The organism is Winogradskyella forsetii (assembly GCF_013394595.1).
Taxonomy (GTDB): Bacteria; Bacteroidota; Bacteroidia; order Flavobacteriales; family Flavobacteriaceae; genus Winogradskyella; species Winogradskyella forsetii.
Genome location: NZ_CP053348.1, coordinates 3,276,587 through 3,298,017, shown reverse-complemented (window position 1 = coordinate 3,298,017; position 21,431 = coordinate 3,276,587). Strand labels below are relative to the sequence as shown.

Sequence of the window (21,431 nt, the reverse complement as noted above, 5' to 3'; positions counted from 1 at the left end):
CTTTTCAGTTTTAAAATAATTTTTCTCACTAATATTATCCATAACAGTGAGTTAATTGCCTGTCCGTGCTACGGACTACATCATTCCTGGCATTCCGCCGCCACCCATTGGCATGGCTGGTGCATCCTCTTTAATATCAACTAAAGCACATTCAGTTGTTAAGATCATACCAGCTACAGAAGCAGCATTTTCTAAGGCGATACGTGTCACTTTCTTAGGATCGATGATACCTGCTTTTAGCATATCAACGTAAGTTTCAGTTTTAGCATCGTAACCGAAGTCTTTTTTGCCTTCCAATACTTTGTTAATAACCACAGAACCTTCACCACCAGCATTTTCTACGATGGTTCTTAATGGAGCCTCAATCGCTTTATTCACGATTTGTACACCAGTCGTTTCATCGAGGTTTTCAGTAGTTAGCTTCTCTAAAACTTTCTTTGCTCTCACAAAAGCAACGCCTCCACCAGCAACAATACCTTCTTCTACTGCAGCTCTGGTTGCATGTAAAGCATCATCAACACGGTCTTTCTTTTCTTTCATTTCTACTTCAGAAGCAGCACCCACATAAAGTACAGCAACACCTCCAGCTAATTTTGCCAGACGCTCTTGAAGTTTTTCTTTATCATAATCAGAAGTAGTCGTTTCTATCTGAGCTTTAATTTGGTTCACTCTAGCTTTAATGTCCGAAGCTTTTCCGGCACCATTTACAATGGTTGTGTTGTCTTTGTCAATTGTTACCGTTTCGGCAGTTCCCAACATGGATAAGTCAGCATTCTCAAGAGAGAATCCTCTTTCTTCAGAAATAACAACGCCTCCTGTTAAGATAGCGATGTCTTCTAACATAGCTTTACGTCGGTCTCCAAATCCAGGTGCTTTTACAGCAGCAATTTTAAGGCCTCCGCGTAACTTGTTCACTACTAAAGTTGCTAGAGCTTGTCCTTCCACATCTTCAGCGATGATTAATAAAGGGCGACCAGATTGTGCAACGGGCTCTAAAATTGGAAGAATTTCCTGTAAGTTAGAAATTTTCTTATCGAACAATAAGATGTATGGATTTTCTAAGTCAGCAATCATTTTATCAGAATCGGTAACGAAATAAGGTGACAAATAGCCTCTGTCAAACTGCATACCTTCCACCACGTCAACGTAAGTTTCCATGCCTTTGGCTTCTTCAACAGTAATCACGCCTTCTTTACCAACTTTGCCGAATGCTTTAGCTATTAATTCGCCAATAGTATCATCATTGTTTGCTGAAATTGCAGCAACTTGCTTAATCTTATCAGAATCGCTACCTACTTTTTTAGATTGCTTATCCAAATCTTTAACAATCGCTTCAACCGCTTTGTCAATACCACGTTTTAAATCCATAGGATTTGCACCAGCAGCTACGTTTTTTAAGCCTTCTTTTACGATTGCTTGTGCTAAAACGGTAGCAGTTGTTGTACCGTCACCAGCTAGATCATTGGTTTTAGAAGCCACTTCTTTTACCATTTGGGCTCCCATATTTTCAAGCTCGTTTTCAAGCTCAATTTCTTTTGCTACAGAAACACCATCTTTAGTGACTTGAGGTGCACCAAATGATTTTCCTATAATGACATTACGACCTTTAGGTCCCAACGTTACTTTTACTGCGTTTGCTAAAGCATCAACACCACGTTTAAGGCCGTCGCGTGCTTCAATATCGAATTTTATATCTTTTGCCATTGTTAAAATTTTAATTTTAGCATTCCCGTCAAAACGGGAATCTGTTTGTTAATTTTTTTTCAATTGCATTTCGACTGCCTGCTTGTTCGTCAGAAAGGCGCTCAATGTGACAGTTGAAATACAAGTTTTAATTTTGATTGATAGTTCTTTCCCTCTGAGAAGGTAGGAATTGGATTAAATAATCGCCAGAATATCGCTCTCGCGCATCATCAGATAATCTTTACCGTCTAGTTTGAGTTCAGTGCCACCATATTTTCCATAAAGTACGGTATCACCAACTTTTACAGTAATAGGATCGTCTTTAGTACCTTTACCTGCGGCCACTACAGTTCCTCTTTGTGGTTTTTCTTTTGCATTATCTGGAATAATAATACCAGAGGCAGTTTTAGTTTCAGCTTCCATTGGTTCTACAAGAACACGGTCTGCTAATGGTTTAATGTTTAAGCCCATTTGTTATATGTTTTTTAGTTGTTTAATTAAATTACGCTTTAGCGTAGTTCGAAAATTATGCCAAGTCAGAAAGTCTGACAAAGTTTCAGATATTGTCTTTTAACTGCCGAAACGAATGAAGTACCTGTAAAAACAAAGACTCTGAAACACTGAAACAGGTTCAGCACAGGTCAATTCAGAGTAAATAAAAAAGCCAACTTAAAAAGCTGGCTCAATGTCTTTAGAAAAATATCGATTTGATATTATTCGGATGTACCGTCTGTTGTTGAGGTGTCGTCAGTTGCTGGTGCTACTGGAGCTGGCATTTCTGTTGCGTCATCAGCATCGTAAGCTTTCGATTCTGTATTTCCACCAGAACTAATGGTTAAGTTGGATGCTAAGATTAAAACGATCAAGGCCGTGGCTAAAAACCAAGTACTCTTATCTAAAAAGTCTCCTGTTTTCTTTACACCACCCATTTGTTGTGTGCCGCCACCACCAAAAGATGATGATAACCCGCCTCCTTTAGGATTCTGAACCATAACTACTACGACTAGTAAAAAGGCAACGATTACGATTAGTATCAAAAATATTGTAAATGCACTCATTATTATATTGTATTATTAGCTTTTAATTCTTTGACCAATTTTATTTGGTGTGCAAAGAAACTACTTTTTTCTGGATATTTCAAACTTAAAATTTTGTAAGATTGAATTGCTTTATCATAGTTTTTTTGTTCTAAATAAATTCGCGCCAAAGTTTCAGTCATTAAACTATCTGAAATTCCATCGTCGTTATTAACCAGTTTGGGTTTTGGAGCATTGCTGGAAACAGGTTTGATCTTTGGGTTATCACTTATAAATTTATCTATAATTGCCAATTTGTTTTTAAGTGGCAAAGAGGACTCTTGATCCGAAGTTTCAGGTGTTTCAGGCTCGGATTCGGATTCAATTTCTGTTTTGGCTTCCTCACGCACAATAGGTTTGAAACTTGTAATCTTAAGCCATTCTGTAAACGAGTGATTTTCAGTTTTATCAAACTCTAAAGGTTCTCCGATTTTTAATTGTTTTTCGGTGGTAATGTTTTTAACGTCAACAGCTATAATTGAATCTTCAATTTTTGGATCTTGAAGTTCTAATTTTGGTTTAGGCATTGGTTTTACCTCAAACAAACCTGGGTCTAAAACACCTTCAGTGGCTTTAATATGTTCTTTTAAAGCATCATCTATGGTCACACTTTTGTTAACGGAAATATCGTCAACTTCATTGACTTCAATAGATTTTATATGTTCTATATTTTGCTTTATCTGTTCAGAGATTTCATTCTGATTAAAAATATCTGAGGTAATATAATCGAACAACACACCACGATCTGCCGTGTGTGCCGCTGTAATTTTTAAAGCGTTATTGTATTTATAACTTTCTTTTTGCTTTAAGCCCTTAAGAAATAAAGCTCTCAACGATTGAAAATAAGGGTATTCCTTAATCGCAGAAGATAATACTTCGGTTTGGGAAGCTGTAACGGCTTCCGGATGCTCTAACAAATATGTGAGTTCTCGGAGTTGCATAATTTACCAATCGGCTAGTGTGGCATTAAGGATGTCTTGTGTGAGACGTTCTAAAATTTCTTCAAAGGCCGTATCTTTTATACTCCCATTAAGCTGTGCGTTTGCAGGATAATCATAAAAGAAGGAAAAACGTTGCTCCAAATCTTTTTCTTCATCCTGAGTATTAATATAGCGCACATTGACACTCATGGTCAATCTGTTTTCTGCCGCTGTGTTTTCTGCCGTAGCGGTCATTGGGGAAATGCGGTATTCAACAATTTCACCTTCATAAATGACCTCGCCTCCGGTGTTGACCAATTGCGCACTTGTTTGGTTTAGTATACGGTCCTGAAGTGCATTGGTAAATAAACGATCCAATCCTGGTTCTACCAAATCGGCATTATTTTCAAAGAAATTGACTTGAAACGTATCTGGTGTTTCTGTGATCCCTGTAAACGAATAATTGACTTTACAAGCAAAACTTGTAAGGCAAATGAAGCCAATTAGTATGTATTTCAAAGTTTTCAATTAATAGGAATTTGGTTTTTTCATGGTTATGAAAGCATAAATGTAGCCTGCATTATCAGCAACATCAAAATCTACATTTATTAGACGGTAACCTTTATAGTGCTTTTCATTTATCATATCTTCCGCTTCTTGTCTTATAGCTTCAGAACTGTTTCGGGTAAACGACTTTCTTATCATAAATATTTCTACGGCCTTCATCAGTGGTTACTATAATGTTTTATTGAGGTTTCAATATTAATTAAAACTTTCAATTTTGAGTTTTGTTATAATTACAATCCTAATCTTATCTTAAAGATCGAATTGTTTGATTTTTCTATATAAAGTACGTTCACTGATACCAAGTTCTGCAGCTGCTAATTTACGCTTTCCGTTGTGCCGTTCCAGCGATTTTTTAATCAACTCTAATTCTTTATCATGTAAAGATAGGGTTTCCTCTTCTTCTATTTCTTCAGCAAAATGATATTTATCTTCTGCATCTGATCTCTCAGGTTCATTGTTTTCTGAATGTTCGGGTATCGATAAAACTTCAAGATCTTCTACAGCTGCTTCAAATTCTTCGTCCTTATCATCACCGTAGATTTTTTGGATTAAATTCTCGTTATCTTTTTGAACATCTGAAACATTTCCTGTCTCCATGAGCTTCATAGTCAATTTTTTAAGATCATTCAAATCGCTCTTCATGTCAAATAAAACCTTATATAAAATCTCACGCTCACTACTAAAATCGCTTTCAGATTTAGAACTGTTGACCACTGCAGGCAAATTACTACCTGTATTTGGTAGGTAATTTTGAAGTGTTGTGCCACTTATGGTTCTGTTTTGTTCTAAAACAGAAAGTTGTTCGGCAACATTCCGTAACTGACGTATATTACCGTTCCATCTAAATTTTTCGAGTGAGCTAACCGCATCGTCCGTTAACTTAACCGTTGGCATTTTATACTTCAAGGCAAAATCACTGGCAAATTTTCGGAACAATAAATGGATGTCCTCTTTGCGCTCCCTGAGTGGCGGTAAATGGATTTCGATAGTACTTAATCTATAATATAAATCTTCCCTGAATTTTTCTTTTTTAATGGCTTCAAACATGTTGACGTTTGTAGCGGCTACAATCCGTACATCTGTTTTTTGTACCTTACTAGAACCTACTTTTATAAATTCACCATTTTCCAAAACACGTAGTAAACGTACTTGAGTGGTTAATGGTAATTCGCCGACTTCATCTAAAAAAATGGTACCACCATCTGCGACTTCAAAATAGCCCGAACGTGTAGAAGTTGCACCTGTAAATGCCCCTTTTTCATGGCCGAATAATTCACTGTCAATAGTACCTTCTGGTATGGCACCGCAGTTGACAGCAATATATTTACCATGTTTTCTGTGTGATAATTGATGTATGATTTTCGGAATACTCTCTTTACCTACACCACTTTCTCCAGTAACTAAAACTGAAATATCAGTAGGAGCAACCTGTATCGCCTTTTCTATAGAGCGATTGAGTTTTGGGTCATTTCCTATAATCCCGAAACGTTGTTTTATGGCTTGAATGGATTCCATAGTTATTTCCCGTTTTAATGGGATATCTTTTTAAGTTAATGCCTTAATTATTTTTTGAATAGCCAACCGCTTTCCCAATAAGCGTGGCACTGGTACAATCCGTAATATGAACATTCACAAAATCTCCAACCTTATAATTTTCTTTTGGGAAAACGGCAACGGTGTTGTCCGAAGTTCTTCCCGACCAATCCAAATCAGATTTTTTAGAGGCCTTTTCTATTAATACTTCGACTGTTTTGTTTAAATGTTGGCTTGTTTTAATAGCACTATATTTTCGTTCTATGGCTATAATTTCACTCAATCGACGTTTTTTGGTGGCTTCCGGCACATCATCTTCCATTTTCCGTCCAGCTAATGTTCCAGGGCGTTCAGAATAGGTAAACATATAACCGAAGTTGTATTTCACATATTCCATTAAACTCAAAGTGTCTTGGTGGTCTTCTTCAGTTTCAGTTGGAAAACCAGCGATTAAATCGACACTAATTGAACACTCCGGAATAATCCGTTTAATATTGTCGACAAGCTCAAAATATTCTTCACGCGTATGAAGACGATTCATTTCCTTTAGAATTCGATCACTTCCACTTTGTACTGGTAAATGAATGTGTTTACAGATATTATCATATTTCGCCATGGTTTCAATAACATCCAAAGTAAAATCTTGTGGATTGGATGTTGAAAACCGAATACGCATTTTTGGTTGTGCTTTGGCACATAGCTCTAAAAGTTTGGCAAAATTAACGGCAGTTGCTTTCTCAAATTCTGAAGCGTTGTTGAAATCTTTCTTCAATCCGCCACCATACCATAAATAACTATCCACATTCTGACCTAAAAGGGTAATTTCCTTAAACCCTTTGGCCCAAAGATCATTTACCTCTTCAATAATACTTTGTGGATCTCTGCTACGCTCACGCCCTCTTGTAAACGGAACCACACAAAAAGTACACATGTTATCACAACCACGAGTTATTGATACGAAGGCTGTAACGCCATTAGTATTGAGACGAACAGGAGAAATATCTCCGTAAGTTTCTTCTTTAGACAAGATAACGTTGATGGCATCTCTTCCTTCATCAACTTCGGCAAGAAGGTTTGGTAAATCTTTGTAAGCATCTGGCCCTACAACTAAATCTACAATTTTTTCTTCTTCAAGAAATTTGGTTTTTAAGCGTTCTGCCATACAGCCCAAAACACCCACTTTCATTTTTGGGTTCGTCTTTTTTACGGCATTATACTGTTGCAATCGTTTTCTAACGGTTTGCTCTGCTTTATCTCTAATAGAACAGGTATTGACCAAAACAAGATCTGCTTCTTCTAAGGTTTTTGTTGTATTAAATCCTTGTTCGGAAAGGATGGAAGCTACGATTTCACTATCGCTGAAATTCATAGCGCAACCATAACTTTCTATAAAGAGTTTTCGTTGGTTGCCTTCTTTTTTATCTAAGATCAAGGTTTCCCCTTGTTTATTTTCGTCTATCGTTTTTTCCATAACATTTCCCACAAATGTGGGAATTTCATAATTGTATAGAAAATTAGCTTTCTATAATAATTCGTAATTTTCAATAAGGATGCAAAGATACTATTATTTTAGAGACTGTGACAAAGTGGCAGTTATAATTTCGTTAAGATTTTGTGTTCAAAAGATGTCAATAACAATGAAATTGAATAAGAATTTTCTATTTAGAACGGTTTTTTACTTGAATATCTCTAAAAAAAACTTTTAATTTGGGAGATACTAACCAACCAAATTAATTAAAAATGGATATTACAGAACTACAAAATCGAATTCAGAATGCGAAAGCACTAGACTTTGGGACAATTTTTAATCAATCCATAGAATTGTTCAAAAAAGTTTGGGTACAGGGATTGGTAACTTTATTGCTCAATCTGGTTTTGGCGATACCATTTATTATGATTGTTTACATACCACTTATTTTTATGGGCTTTATGGATCTCAATTCAGCATATTATGATCCATACGAACCTTATGCGCAACCCGATGTTAGTCCTGTTTTCTTTCTCGTCATGGCAGTTGTTTATATTTTTATGATTGTGGCTATGAGCACCATAGGTCTTGGTCTTAAAGCTGCTTTTTATAGAATTTGTAAGTTGAAGGATTTAGAGCAAATGGGTAAGGAAGATTATTTTTATTTCTTTAAAAAACCTTATTTAGGTAAGACGGTTAAGTTAGGACTTGCATTTTCGGGCATTTCAATTTTAGCAACCTTGTTGTGTGTTTTGCCTATAATCTATGCTATAGTTCCGTTATCATTTATGGTGGTCGTTTATGCGTTTAATCCAGATTTATCAATTTCAGAAATCGTTAAATTGTCTTTTGATTTAGGTAATAAGAAATGGCTGATTTCATTTGGATTACTGTTTGTTTCAGGGGTATTGGCTGGTATCGTTGGTATGCTAATGTGTTTTGTTGGTATTTATTTGACGGCGTCATTTAGCTATTTACCAATATATTTTATTTATAAGGAAGTCATTGGTTTTGATGAGGAAAGCGATCAAATGCACCGATTAGAAAAATTATCTACAATTTAGTGCAACCTTTTTGAGATTTTTTCATCTATAAGGTAAAACACTAATATTATGAAGTTCAAAAAAATTATTATGTTGTCGTTGATTTGCCTGTTATTTATGAATATGCAATGCGATGACGACGATGTCCAAACGACACCTTGTGGCTTAGAGATAGTAATCGATAATACGACTTATGAAGAAGCCGAGTCGCACCCTATTGAAAGTATGAATATAGAAGGTGATTGCATAAACATTAATATTGCGGGTAGTGGTTGTGATGCAAGTACTTGGGTTATGACTTTGATAGATTCAGGAAATATTGCAGAATCGTCACCAAATCAGCGTTACTTAAAATTATCGCTTTATAATAACGAGGCTTGTCTAGCGGTATTTACTAAAGAAGAATCTTTCGATCTCACAGCACTTAGAATTGATGGAGTAAATGAGGTTTTATTAAATGTTGAGGGATTTGAAGAACCTATACTTTATGTATATTAATTAGACTTATAAATTTTTATAAACAGTAGAAGCCTTACAATTCGTAGGGCTTTTTCCATTATATATAATGAATATATCACGATAAAACGTGTCGTATTTACGACCAAATTAGGATTGTATCTTAATTTTCATATACATTTGTAAACGCAAAAAATTAAGAATGTCGAAGAATCTAGTAATTGTTGAGTCACCTGCAAAGGCTAAAACCATTGAGAAATTTTTAGGAAAGGATTATAAGGTGGAGTCCAGTTTTGGGCACATTGCCGATTTGCCATCTAAGGAATTAGGGGTAGATGTTGATGGAAATTTTGAGCCAAAGTATCAAGTGACTAAAGATAAGAAAGATGTTGTTAAAAAGCTGAGGGATTTGGCAAAGAAGGCAGACATTGTTTGGTTGGCGAGTGATGAAGATCGAGAAGGAGAAGCAATAGCTTGGCATTTAGCCGAAACATTAAAATTAGATAAGAATAAAACAAAGCGTATTGTATTCCACGAGATTACAAAATCTGCCATAAACAAAGCGATCGAAAATCCAAGAAGTATCGATTATAATTTGGTAGATGCACAACAGGCTAGACGTGTTTTAGACCGTATTGTGGGTTATGAATTGTCTCCGGTTTTATGGCGAAAAGTAAAAGGTGGTCTATCGGCTGGGCGTGTACAATCCGTTTCCGTACGTTTAATTGTAGAGCGCGAACGCGATGTACAAGCTTTTGAAGCAACGGCCTCTTACAGAGTTGATGCAGAATTTACTAATGAAGATGGTAATTCATTCAAAGCGAAACTGCCAAAGAATTTTGATTCCGAAAAAGAAGCGTTAAAATTTCTAAATGATAATATTGGCGCATCTTACGAGGTTTCAGACTTACAGAAAAAACCGGCAAAAAAGTCACCTGCGGCACCATTTACAACATCAACACTTCAACAAGAGGCGTCACGTAAACTTGGGTTTTCAGTAAGTAGAACCATGACCAATGCCCAGCGTTTGTATGAAGCTGGACTTATTACTTATATGAGAACAGATAGCGTCAACTTATCTGATGAAGCTAAAAAAGGCGCAGAGAATGAAATTATTTCTGCTTATGGTTCAAAATTTAGTAATCCAAAGAATTATAAAGGAAAATCAAAAGGTGCTCAGGAAGCTCACGAAGCGATAAGACCTACGGATTTTTCAAACCATACAGTCAATGCCGAACGCGACCAAGCCCGATTATACGATTTAATCTGGAAACGTGCGATTGCCTCTCAAATGAGTGATGCCAAATTAGAACGTACTAATCTTAAAATTCAGATTAACGCTAAAAACACCGTTAACGAGCAATTTACAGCGAATGGTGAAATCATCACTTTTGAAGGTTTTCTTAAAGTTTATTTAGAAGGGACGGATGATGAAGATACGGAACAAGAAGGCATTTTGCCAGATTTAAAAGTAGGGGAGGCACTTCAGAATAAGTATATCACGGCAACCGAACGTTTTACGCGTCCACCAGCAAGATTTACGGAAGCGTCTTTGGTAAAGCAGTTAGAAGAATTAGGCATTGGTCGTCCGTCAACATATGCACCAACAATTTCTACGATTCAGAATCGAAATTATGTAGAAAAAGGAACTCATGAAGGGGACGAAAGAAAATATAAGCAACTTGTTTTTGAGGATCAAAAAATAAAGGACAATACACTTTCTGAACAAACAGGTTCAAATAAAGGAAAATTAGTGCCTACAGATATAGGTATGATTGTAACCGACTTTTTAGTCAATCATTTTGAAAGTATTTTGGATTACAACTTTACAGCTAAAGTAGAAGATAAGTTTGATGATATTGCTGAGGGCAAGGAAGATTGGCGAGAAATGATGAAAGATTTCTACAAAGGTTTTCACCCACAGGTTGAAGATGTTCAAGAAAATGCAGAACGCGAATCTGGAGAACGAATTTTGGGCACGGATCCAAAATCGGGTCGCCAAGTGAGTGTGCGTTTAGGGAAATTTGGGCCAATGGTTCAAGTAGGAACGATGGAAGACGAAGAAAAGCCAAAGTTTGCCAGCTTGTCTCCAGATCAGCAGCTTAATTCCATTACTTACGAAGAAGCGATGGATTTATTTAAGCTTCCAAAAGCTTTAGGTCATTACAAAGATGATGAGGTGGAAGTCAATAATGGACGTTTTGGACCCTATGTACGATTTGGTAAAAAGTTTGTCTCACTGCCGAAGGGTGTCGATCCGTTAAGTGTGGAAATGGACGAAGCATTAATATATATTAAGGAGAAAGAAAAAGCGGATGCTCCTATATATATGTATAAAGATTTAGAAGTTACAAAGGGAAAAGGGCGTTTTGGACCATTTATTAAATGGAACAATATGTTCATAAACGTCAATAAAAAGTACGATTGGGATAATCTGTCTGAAGAAGACATTGTTACTTTGATTGAAGAAAAGATTCAAAAAGAAATTGACAAGGTTATTCATAATTGGGAAGACGAAGGCGTTAGAGTAGAGAAGGCAAGATGGGGAAGACACAACATTATCAAAGGCAAACAAAAAGTAGAGTTGGCCAAAACAGTTGATGTTAGTGAAATGACCTTAGAAAAAGCACTCGACTTACTCGAAAAAAATGCGCCAAAGAAAAAGGCAACAAAAAAGAAAGCCACTAAGAAGAAAACCACGGCCAAAAAGAAAACGACAACTAAAAAGAAATAATATCCTATGAATTTTAATTTTCTTACGCCTGTATCAGATGCGGTTTTGGCTCATAATGAGTTAACTGCGCAGCAATCGTTAGGGAAAAAAATTAAAATTCATTCGCGCCAAAATGGAATTCCAGATTTGGACAATGTCCAAATGGCAATTATCGGCGTTCAGGAAAATAGAAATGACGTCAATTATATAGGAGCAAAAATCAATTTCGATACCATCCGTAAAACCCTTTATACTTTATTTCCTGGCAACTGGAACACCACATTGGCAGATCTTGGTGATATTGAACAAGGCGAAACAGTAGAAGATACTTATTTTGCCATTCGTACGGCCATTACTGTTTTAGTGGAAAAAAATATCATTCCTATTATATTAGGAGGAAGTCAAGATTTAACGTACGCCAATTATCGTGCTTACGATTCTATTTTGCCTATGGTAAATATTGTAAGCGTAGATACTAATTTCGATTTAGGCGATGCCAACCTTCCTATTAAGAACAATAGTTATGTAGGAAAAGTGATTGTTGAGGAGCCCTATAACTTGTTTAATTATTCTACAATTGGTTACCAAACGTATTTTAACTCTCAAGAAGAAATAGATCTCATAGAAAAGTTGTATTTTGAGGCCTATCGTTTAGGAGAGATTTCTGGAGACATTAATAAGGTAGAACCACTAATGCGAGATGCACATGTGGTATCTGTAGATTTAAAATCGGTAAGAGCTGCTGAGGTAAGCGATGCTCAAAAGTATTCTCCAAATGGTTTTTCGGGAAAAGAAATTTGTGCCATAAGTCGATATGCAGGTATAAGTAATAAGGTGTCGTCTTTTGGTATATACGAATATAATGTGTCAAAGAACGATAGTGCAACTTCAATGCTTGTGGCGCAAATGATATGGTATTTTGTTGAAGGCGTTAATTGCCGTGTTAAAGATGACGAGTTTAACAATGAAAAACAATACCAGAAGTATAATGTATTAGTTGAAGACGATGAGTTAATATTTTATAAGAGTTTAAAAACAGGTCGCTGGTGGATTGAAATTCCTTTTTTGCCAAACGTTAATAATAAATTAAAAAAGCATACGTTATTACCATGCATGCATTCCGATTATGTGTTGGCAACACAAGGCGAAATACCAGAGCGCTGGTATAAAGCCTATCGGAAGAATAGCTTTTAAAATGTACGCTTAATCGGATTTTAACATTTTTTTTATCGACGAAACGCTTATTTTTAGGGTAAAGTGCAAAAAAAAGATAAAAAAAGTTGTTTATTCGGAAATATATAAATATGTTTACGACCTCAAAATTAATAAGGACTAATTTAACCTAGAGTTACTATGAATATTAAGAAGTTTATTTTACTAACCGCAGTACTAGTTATGGTAGCCAGTTGTAATTCTGGAGATCGTGGGCAATTGGTAGGTGTTAAAGGTAAAGCGTGGCATCCAGAAAAGCCCTATGGGATGACACTCGTACCTGGTGGAGCTTTTATTATGGGTAAATCCGATGATGATTTAGCTGGTGTACAAGATGCACCCACAAAAACCGCAACAGTTCGTGCATTCTACATGGATGAAACAGAAATTACAAATAGCGAGTATCGCCAATTTGTGGAATGGGTAAGAGATTCTACGCTAAGATTAAAGCTAGCTGAAATGGCTGACCTAGAAGGTAAAACAGCAGGTAGTGGAGATATCGGAGAATTCGCTTATGAAGATTCAGATCCAAATAACCTTAATGCTTATGAGAGTTACATGGTAAATACCTATGGTAACGAGCAAAGAAAAATTAATCGTGATGTCGAATTGTACTTTGACACGGATGATTATCCAGATGAATTGTATGCTGAAGTGATGGACGGTATGTACTTGCCATTAGAAGAATCCTATAATGGTCAACGTACTTGGGATGTGAAGCAGTTCAAGTTCCAATATACCTACATGGACATTGCTAAAGCTGCTAAGAACAGAGGATTAAAGCGTTCTGAAGTTATTATTCAACAAGAAGTGGAAGTGTATCCAGATACAACGGCTTGGATTAGGGATTTTGCTTACTCTTACAATGAACCAATGCACAATGATTATTTTTGGCATGATGCTTACGGAGCATATCCAGTAGTAGGTGTATCTTGGAAACAAGCACAAGCCTTTTGTCAATGGAGAACGTTATATCACAATGCTGATAGAAAGAAAAGAGGAAGACATGCTGTAAACTCATACCGATTACCTTCTGAGGCAGAATGGGAATATGCGGCGCGTGGCGGTTTGCAAGGTGCAACCTATCCTTGGGGTGGTCCTTACACAAAAAATGATAGAGGTTGTTTTATGGCTAACTTTAAACCTTTAAGAGGTGATTACGCAGCAGATCAGGCCTTATATACTGTAGAAGCAGATGCTTACGATCCAAATGATTTCAATTTATATAATATGGCAGGTAACGTTTCGGAATGGGTAAACGGTTCTTACGATCCTGCATCTTATGAATATATGTCCAGTATTAATCCAAATGTAAATGATCCTAACAATACACGTAAAGTGGTAAGAGGAGGGTCTTGGAAAGATGTTGCCTATTTCTTGCAAGTGAGCTCTAGGGATTATGAATATGCAGATTCTGCAAGAAGCTATATTGGTTTTAGAACAGTTCAAGATTATATGGGAACTGAAGTCACTAGACCAAATTCAGCAACAAACTAAAAATTAAACTTAACTTAAACTAAATATTAATCCTAAGTGAGCGTAACTTAACCAAAAGCTCATTTGAAAATCAAAAAAATCAAAATCATGGCACAAAAGAAATTATCAACAATGAATATGGTCTACGGACTTGGAGCTGCAATTGTAATTATTGGAGCGTTATTCAAAATTCAACACTGGCCTTATGGATCCCTTATCCTTACTATCGGTATGATCGTTGAAGCTATTGTATTTACTATATCTGCATTCGAAAAACAAGGCGATGACTTAGACTGGTCATTAGTGTACCCAGAATTAGCTGGAGGTCAATCTATAGGTAAGAAGAAAGTTGAAGCACCTAAAGATGCCGAAGGCTTATTATCTAAGAAATTAGATAACTTATTAAAAGAAGCTAAAATTGATGGCGCCCTTATGGCAAGCCTAGGAGATAGTATCAAGAACTTTGAAGGAGCTGCAAAAGGCATTTCTCCAACAGTTGATGGTATTCAAGCTCAAAAGAAATATAGTGAAGAAATGTCTTTAGCAGCAGCTCAGATGGAATCTTTAAATAGCCTTTACAAGGTGCAAGTGGATAGTGCAAACCGTCAGGCAGCTATTAATGAAGAAGCTGTTGAAAATGCTACTAAATTAAAAGAACAAATGCAATCCTTAGCGTCTAACCTATCATCTTTAAATGGTGTATATGGTGGCATGTTATCTGCAATGAACAAAAACTAATTGGTTTTTAAAATCAAATTAATTAACAATTAAAACCTAATTAGAATGGCAGGAGGAAAACAGTCCGCAAGGCAAAAAATGATTAACTTAATGTATTTGGTATTCATTGCCATGATCGCAATGACCATGTCAAAAGAAGTATTATCTGCATTTGGTTTAATGAACACGAAATTTGTTAATGCAAATGAATTGGCTACATCATCCAATACAGGGATTTTGAATCAATTGGAATCTCAGGCAGAAGAAAAGCCAGAGGATTTTGCAGCGGCAAATCAAAAAGCAAAACAGATCAGTATTATTTCTGATGAATTCTATAAATTTTTAGAAACTGTTAAAGCAAAGGATATCGTTAAAAACGGAGGCTACGAAAGAGAAGAAAATGGAGAATTACCTTATGAGGAAATGGATAAAGGTGATAAACTTGATGAGCTTTGGTTTACAGGAGACCGTTACACTAAAAGAGGTGACGAAATTGTAGAGGCAATAGAGAAATACAAGGCTGATATCAAAGCCGTTTTACCAAATGAGGGTAAATGGCAGCCAGTCATACAAAGTTTCGAAAGACGCTTTAGTTTAGATCCAGTCGTAGATAGTGAAGGTGCTAAAAAGAAATGGTTAGATTATCATTTTCAAGGCTTTCCAGCTATCGCATCTTACACCAAGTTAACGGCAATGCAAAACGATGTTAAAGCAACTGAAACTAATATTTACAATGGTTTCCTTGGAAACCTTGTAAGTGACGCTACATCATTGAAAAACTACCAAGCAATTGTATTAGCTGATAAATCGGCATTTTTTGCAGGTGAAAAATTTCAAGGACGCGTTGTTTTAGGGAAGTATGCTAATGTAACACCTACAAAATTGGTTGTAGAAGGTCAAGAGATTGATTTGTCCAATGCTATAGACTCTACAGGAGCAGCACGTTTAGATTTTAGGGTCGGTAATGTCGGTGAACAAAAAATTGAAGGTAAATTTACATTTCTTGAGGATGGGAAACCATTGGATATTCCTATCGTAGGTAATTACGTGGTGGTTCCAAGACCAAATTCTGCAACAATTTCTGCAGATAAGATGAACGTTGTTTATCGTGGTGTCGCTAACCCAATGACTATATCTTTTGCTGGTGTACCAGATAATAAGGTTAGTGCTAGTGGAGCAGGTTTATCTAAAGCTTCTGGTACTGGGAAATATGTAATGAATCCTGGAACAGGTAGAGAAGTTACTATTAATGTTTCTGCTACTTTAGATGATGGTACAAAAGCAAGTGACCAGCAAACGTTTAGAATTAAAGATATTCCAAAACCTACTGGTACAATTGCAGGTCAAGATGGTATCGTAAAATTACCGAAGCGTAATTTAGAAATCGGAACGGTTGGTGCAAAATTAGAAGATTTCGTATTCGATCTACCAATTAACGTGACATCATTTAAAATAAAAGTACCTGGACAACCTACAGTTGCTGTTGCTGGTACAAAAATGAATAGCCAGGCAAAATCAGCTATTGGTAGAGCTCGTAGTGGAGATGTAGTTACGATATTTGATATTGAAGCTAAAATAGAAGGCAATGCGAAATATCGATTAAAAGGAGTTTCGCCTGTAGCTGTTGAAGTTACAAACTAATTGATAACTACGACGGTATCAATAAAAGAAAATCCCAAATTATAACAAATAATAAGATGAATTTAAAAAGCTTTTTATGTATAGGAATAGGAGTTTTAGCTGCAAATTCGATGTTTGCTCAAGCTAATATCCTAAATGCAAAAATACCAGAAGAAATTGGTATGAAAACTGAAGCACAGTTACTTCTAGATAACGACAAGCCTTTAGAATATGGATATGTCGGAGATAGAGATATCTTATTTTCTAAAATGACTTGGGAAAAAGTTGTCTTGGATGAGCGTGCCAATTTTCCTTTATATTTTCCGATTGAAGATAATTTAGGAGACGACAGAAAATCATTGTATATGGTTTTAATGGAAAATGTCAATAGTGGTATCATCCCTAAGGTATATGCAGACTCCTATTTTACGGAAGAACGTACCATGGAAGATCTTGCGCCTTCCTTAAAAAAGGAAGAGATTACAGATGTAGGAATTGATTGGATGAATGCAGAAGGTGTTTCTGATACATCATTAGTTCCAGAGGAGTATGTGATCCGTAGAGAGATTGGACCAGCTGATATCAATTCTTATTTAATTAAGGGACTCTGGTATTTTGATAAGCGTCAAGGGGAATTAAAGTATCGTATCTTAGGTATTGCACCGGCAGCACCAGATGTAAACTTTATTGACTCTGATGATGAGGCTAATAAGGAACCAATTGGTTTATTTTGGGTGTTTTTTCCAGAAATAAGAGATATCATGCATGATGCTAAAGCATTTAACAATAAGAATAGTGCTGTGCCGTTGTCTTTCGATCATTTATTAAACAGCAGACGCTTTAGTGGAATTATCTACAAAGAAGAAAATGTTTATGGTGATAGAGAAGTAAAAGAGTATGTCGCTGAAAATGCATTAATGCAGCTTTTAGAATCAGAACGTATCAAAGACAAAATCAGAAACTTTGAACAAGATATGTGGAGTTACTAGTTAACTTAACATAGATAATATTATAAACGCTCACTTTTTAAGTGGGCGTTTTGCATTTCTACAGAGGCAGGAATCTCGGCAAATTATTTTCATACATGATTAATATTTCAGAATCCTTTGAACCAAAGTTTTATTTACTTTTGCCACAATGAAACAAGTAGATTACATTATTGTAGGTTGTGGATTGGCAAGTATTGCATTTTGCGAGGAATTGCGTGCGAATAACAAAACATTTTTGGTCTTCGATAACAATTCACAGAAGTCGTCAATAGTTGCTGCAGGACTTTACAATCCTGTGATATTAAAACGTTTTTCGGAAGTATGGAAAGCCAAAGAGCAACTCGCATTGTCAATACCTACATATACCAGAGTTGAGAACGAATTAAACATTAAAATCGACTACAAGCTTCGAATTTTAAGACGTTTTACTTCCATCCAAGAGCAAAACAAATGGTTTACGGCGTCAGATAAACCAGGTCTTGAAGCCTATCTTTCAACAGAACTGGTTAAAAACACGAATTCAGCAATTGATGCACCATTTGCATTGGGAGAAGTTTTGCATGCAGGCCGTATAGATACTGAAACTTTAATTTTAAATTATAAAAATTTTTTAAAGGAGAATGATTGTTTTGAAGAAGGAACTTTTCAGCACAGCAAAATACAATTCGAATCGGGTATAATTCAATATAATAACCTTCAAGCAAAACAGATAGTATTCGCTGAAGGTTTTGGAGTAAAGCAAAACCCCTACTTTAAAGCTATTCCGCTAACGGGCTCTAAAGGAGAGATTATAACCATCAAGGCACCAGATTTAAAAATTGATTACGCCGTAAAATCTTCAGTCTTTGTTATTCCGCTAGGAAATGATTTATATAATGTTGGTGCGACTTACGATAATGACGATAAAACTAATCAGCCTACAGAAAAGGCGAAAGAAGAATTACTTTCAAAACTAAAAACTTTTATCAATTGTGAATTCCAAGTTGTGAATCACGTCGCAGGAATAAGACCTACCGTAAAAGATAGACGACCTTTAGTGGGCAGGCATGCAGAGCATAAAGATCTATATGTTTTAAATGGACTGGGAACAAGAGGTGTGATGATTGCACCTTATGTCGCTAAGAAACTCTATAATTTTATAGAAAATAATGACGTCTTAGATTCTGAAATTGATGTGAATAGGTTTGTTTAGTATGCAGTCCACAGTCCACAGTCCACAGTCCACAGTCCACAGTCTACAGTAAAAAAAGTGTAAAGTATTAAATGTCTATTGTAGGAAGTTTTATTTCAAGTACCGACCTTTTTTCTTTGTGCGCCTTGGTGTTTTCTTGGTATAACTTATTGAAATAGCTTTTAAACAGGATCCATCGTCGGCAGTTTTCAGTCCACAGTTCTCAGTTTGTATTATAGAATATAACATGTTTTTATCCATTCGAGTAAGAGTCCCTTCCTTGGGGAAGGCTAGGATGGGCTTTTAGCTTTGCTTTTATCATAACTCAAAAAGAGATTAATCCAAATATTACGGGATAATCTCATTATTACCGGCATAAAACCTATTAAAGTAGCTACAATTGCAACAAAAGCGATGGTCAATGAAGATTCCAACATATTATAGCTGATGATAAAAGCAGCTACAGCAAAAGCAATACCAACACCATAACTCACATACATTGAACCGTAAAAAAAAGAAGGTTCTATTTGATATTTAGTATGGCAATGCGAGCATTTCTCTTGCATTTTGATAACTTCTGAAAGCACGTAAGGGTTTTTATTTACATACATCGATTCCTGATGGCATTTTGGACAAACACCAAACAGAATGCTGTACAATTTCATTCCTTTTCTAATCATATTTAATAGCTTACTTTTGCACTTTTAAAATTAAGAACAAAGATAACTTTTTTAGGTTTGATGTTCTGTAACTTATGTCACAAATATGCTTAATATCCATAATCTTTCCATTTCGTTTCAAGGTGAATATCTGTTTGAGGAAATTACATTTAAGCTAGGTCTTGGGGACAGAATCGGTTTAATCGGTAAGAATGGTGCTGGCAAATCCACCATGCTTCGAATTTTATCTAAAGAACAAGAAGCCGATACAGGACAAATTGCAGCAGACAAAGATTTAAAAATAGGGTTTCTAAAACAGGATATCGACTTCGATTTTGGCAAAACCGTTTTAGAGGAATCCTATGAAGCTTTTAAGGAAATTAAAGATTGTGAAGCCAAACTAGAACATATAAACACACAATTAGCAGAACGGACGGATTACGAAAGTGAATCCTATAATCAATTAATGATAGATCTGAATGATGTGCAGCATCAATACGAAATCTTAGGCGGTTATAATTATCAAGGTGAAACTGAGAAAATCCTTCAAGGTTTAGGATTTAAACGTGAAGATTTTGATAAATTGACCGATACGTTTTCTGGAGGTTGGAGAATGCGTATAGAATTAGCAAAACTTTTACTTCAAAATAACGATTTATTGCTCTTGGATGAGCCAACCAACCACTTGGATATTGAATCTATAATTTGGTTGGAAAACTTTTTGAAAGGCTATAGTGGAGCGGTAGTCATTGTCTCTCACGATAAGATGTTTTTAGATAACGTCACCAATCGAACTATCGAAATCTCATTAGGGAGAATTTATGATTACAACAAGCCTTACACAAAGTTTTTAGCTTTGCGAAAGGAAATGAAAGTGCAGCAACTTGCCGCTCAAAAAAATCAAGAGAAGAAGATTGAGCAAACTGAAAAACTCATCGAAAAGTTCAGGGCTAAAGCTTCTAAGGCAACCATGGCACAATCGTTAATTAAAAAGTTAGATAAAATTGATAGAATTGAAGTTGATGAAGATGACAACAGCGTAATGAGCCTAAATTTCCCTGTATCTGTTACACCAGGTAAAGTGGTTGTTGAGCTTGAAAATGTGTCTAAATCTTATGGAGAACTACAGGTATTGCACAACGTTAATTTAGCCGTGCCCAGAGATATTAAGACAGCTTTCGTTGGACAAAATGGACAAGGAAAATCAACTTTGGCAAAAATTATCGTTGGTGAAATTAAACACGAAGGGAAGTTAAATTTAGGACACAACGTTCAAATCGGCTATTTCGCACAAAACCAAGCTGAGTATTTAGACGGAAGTAAAACTGTTTTAGATACGATGATTGATGCGGCTAACGAAACCAATAGAAGTAAAGTCCGTGATATTCTGGGGTCTTTTTTATTTAGAGGAGAAGAAGCAGAAAAGTATGTGAGAGTACTTTCTGGTGGCGAGCGTAATCGTTTGGCTTTGGCGAAGTTATTGTTGCAACCCTTGAATGTTCTCATAATGGATGAGCCAACAAATCACTTGGATATTAAATCGAAAAATGTACTTAAGGAAGCTTTAAAGAAATTTGAAGGGACTTTAATATTGGTTTCTCACGATAGGGATTTCCTTCAAGGTTTAACAGATACGGTTTATGAATTTAAAGATCAGAATATCAAAGAATATTTAGGTGATATTGATTTTTATCTAGAACAGCGCAATCTTGAAAATTTACGAGAAGCCGAAAAGCGAACCGTTATTTCAGAAAAACCGAAAGAAAGCAATAAACAAAGCTATGAGGATCAAAAAAAGTTAAAGTCTTTAAATAACAAGATTAGTAATTTAGAGTCTGAAATCAGTCAACTGGAAAAAGAGATTAAATCCGATGATGTTAAGTTGGCTACGGATTATGATAAAACAGCTTCAGACCCAAAGTTTTTTGATGCCTATCAGAAAAAGAAAAAATCCATAAAAAAACTAATGGAAGATTGGGAAAGTGCTCAATTTCAATTAGAAGAATTATCTTAACTTATCGTTCCTTTTAAGTTTTTTTTAACTGCAAATCATTCCCAAAAGGATATTTTTGTAGCTTCTTTGTTTTAATCCTTAACTCATAAAAAAACATTAGAAGCTAACCTTCAA

General features: G+C 35.8%; 19 protein-coding genes. 10 read left to right on the top strand and 9 right to left on the bottom strand.

Features of this window, described 5'->3' with window-relative positions; genetic code table 11:
• Positions 1–75: 75 nt before the first annotated feature.
• From groL to miaB, 8 genes are all read right to left on the bottom strand, one after another.
• Positions 76–1,704, bottom strand: coding sequence for a chaperonin GroEL (gene groL / locus HM987_RS14275; RefSeq protein WP_179008723.1), 1,629 nt, complete (start codon positions 1,702–1,704; stop codon positions 76–78).
• Between the two features lie 174 nt (positions 1,705–1,878).
• On the bottom strand, positions 1,879–2,154 hold the full coding sequence (locus HM987_RS14270) for a co-chaperone GroES (protein ID WP_179008722.1): 276 nt from the start codon (positions 2,152–2,154) through the stop codon (positions 1,879–1,881).
• A gap of 242 nt (positions 2,155–2,396) precedes the next feature.
• Positions 2,397–2,741: a preprotein translocase subunit SecG gene (gene secG, locus HM987_RS14265; protein WP_179008721.1), complete on the bottom strand. Its 345-nt coding sequence runs from the start codon at positions 2,739–2,741 to the stop codon at positions 2,397–2,399.
• Positions 2,742–2,743: 2 nt separating this feature from the next.
• A complete protein-coding gene (locus HM987_RS14260) occupies positions 2,744–3,700 on the bottom strand; it encodes a hypothetical protein (protein WP_179008720.1) in 957 nt (318 codons plus the stop codon).
• 3 nt (positions 3,701–3,703) lie between these two features.
• A complete protein-coding gene (locus tag HM987_RS14255) occupies positions 3,704–4,207 on the bottom strand; it encodes an LptE family protein (protein ID WP_179008719.1) in 504 nt (167 codons plus the stop codon).
• Positions 4,208–4,405, bottom strand: coding sequence for a hypothetical protein (locus tag HM987_RS14250; protein WP_179008718.1), 198 nt, complete (start codon positions 4,403–4,405; stop codon positions 4,208–4,210). It abuts the gene before it with no gap.
• Positions 4,406–4,495: 90 nt separating this feature from the next.
• Entirely contained in the window at positions 4,496–5,761 is a 1,266-nt protein-coding gene (locus HM987_RS14245) for a sigma-54 interaction domain-containing protein (protein WP_179008717.1), read from the bottom strand.
• Between the two features lie 43 nt (positions 5,762–5,804).
• A complete protein-coding gene (gene miaB, locus HM987_RS14240; RefSeq protein ID WP_179008716.1) occupies positions 5,805–7,250 on the bottom strand; it encodes a tRNA (N6-isopentenyl adenosine(37)-C2)-methylthiotransferase MiaB in 1,446 nt (481 codons plus the stop codon).
• 269 nt (positions 7,251–7,519) lie between these two features.
• On the opposite strand from miaB, the gene HM987_RS14235 reads away from it, so the two are divergent.
• From HM987_RS14235 to HM987_RS14195, 9 genes are all read left to right on the top strand, one after another.
• Positions 7,520–8,311: a hypothetical protein gene (locus tag HM987_RS14235; RefSeq protein WP_179008715.1), complete on the top strand. Its 792-nt coding sequence runs from the start codon at positions 7,520–7,522 to the stop codon at positions 8,309–8,311.
• Positions 8,312–8,359: 48 nt separating this feature from the next.
• Entirely contained in the window at positions 8,360–8,788 is a 429-nt protein-coding gene (locus tag HM987_RS14230; protein WP_179008714.1) for a hypothetical protein, read from the top strand.
• 160 nt (positions 8,789–8,948) lie between these two features.
• The gene (topA, locus tag HM987_RS14225; protein ID WP_179008713.1) at positions 8,949–11,480 is read left to right on the top strand and encodes a type I DNA topoisomerase; all 2,532 of its coding nucleotides are present in this window, start codon (positions 8,949–8,951) and stop codon (positions 11,478–11,480) included.
• A 6-nt stretch (positions 11,481–11,486) separates the two neighbouring features.
• Positions 11,487–12,653, top strand: a complete 1,167-nt coding sequence (locus HM987_RS14220; protein WP_179008712.1) for a formimidoylglutamase — start codon at positions 11,487–11,489, stop codon at positions 12,651–12,653.
• Positions 12,654–12,818: 165 nt separating this feature from the next.
• The gene (porK, locus tag HM987_RS14215) at positions 12,819–14,168 is read left to right on the top strand and encodes a type IX secretion system lipoprotein PorK/GldK (RefSeq protein ID WP_449661270.1); all 1,350 of its coding nucleotides are present in this window, start codon (positions 12,819–12,821) and stop codon (positions 14,166–14,168) included.
• 87 nt (positions 14,169–14,255) lie between these two features.
• The gene (porL, locus tag HM987_RS14210) at positions 14,256–14,885 is read left to right on the top strand and encodes a type IX secretion system motor protein PorL/GldL (protein ID WP_179010070.1); all 630 of its coding nucleotides are present in this window, start codon (positions 14,256–14,258) and stop codon (positions 14,883–14,885) included.
• Between the two features lie 45 nt (positions 14,886–14,930).
• Positions 14,931–16,505: a type IX secretion system motor protein PorM/GldM gene (gene porM, locus HM987_RS14205; protein ID WP_179008710.1), complete on the top strand. Its 1,575-nt coding sequence runs from the start codon at positions 14,931–14,933 to the stop codon at positions 16,503–16,505.
• A gap of 56 nt (positions 16,506–16,561) precedes the next feature.
• On the top strand, positions 16,562–17,473 hold the full coding sequence (gene porN / locus HM987_RS14200) for a type IX secretion system ring subunit PorN/GldN (RefSeq protein WP_179008709.1): 912 nt from the start codon (positions 16,562–16,564) through the stop codon (positions 17,471–17,473).
• A 148-nt stretch (positions 17,474–17,621) separates the two neighbouring features.
• Positions 17,622–18,665, top strand: coding sequence for an NAD(P)/FAD-dependent oxidoreductase (locus tag HM987_RS14195; protein ID WP_179008708.1), 1,044 nt, complete (start codon positions 17,622–17,624; stop codon positions 18,663–18,665).
• A gap of 269 nt (positions 18,666–18,934) precedes the next feature.
• On the opposite strand, the gene HM987_RS14190 is transcribed toward HM987_RS14195, so the two are convergent.
• The gene (locus tag HM987_RS14190) at positions 18,935–19,324 is read right to left on the bottom strand and encodes a DUF983 domain-containing protein (protein ID WP_179008707.1); all 390 of its coding nucleotides are present in this window, start codon (positions 19,322–19,324) and stop codon (positions 18,935–18,937) included.
• 85 nt (positions 19,325–19,409) lie between these two features.
• Here HM987_RS14190 and HM987_RS14185 point away from each other — a divergent pair, with 85 nt between their 5' ends.
• Complete coding sequence (locus HM987_RS14185; protein ID WP_179008706.1) at positions 19,410–21,317, top strand: ABC-F family ATP-binding cassette domain-containing protein; 1,908 nt, start codon at positions 19,410–19,412, stop codon at positions 21,315–21,317.
• The last annotated feature ends 114 nt before the right edge of the window (positions 21,318–21,431 follow it).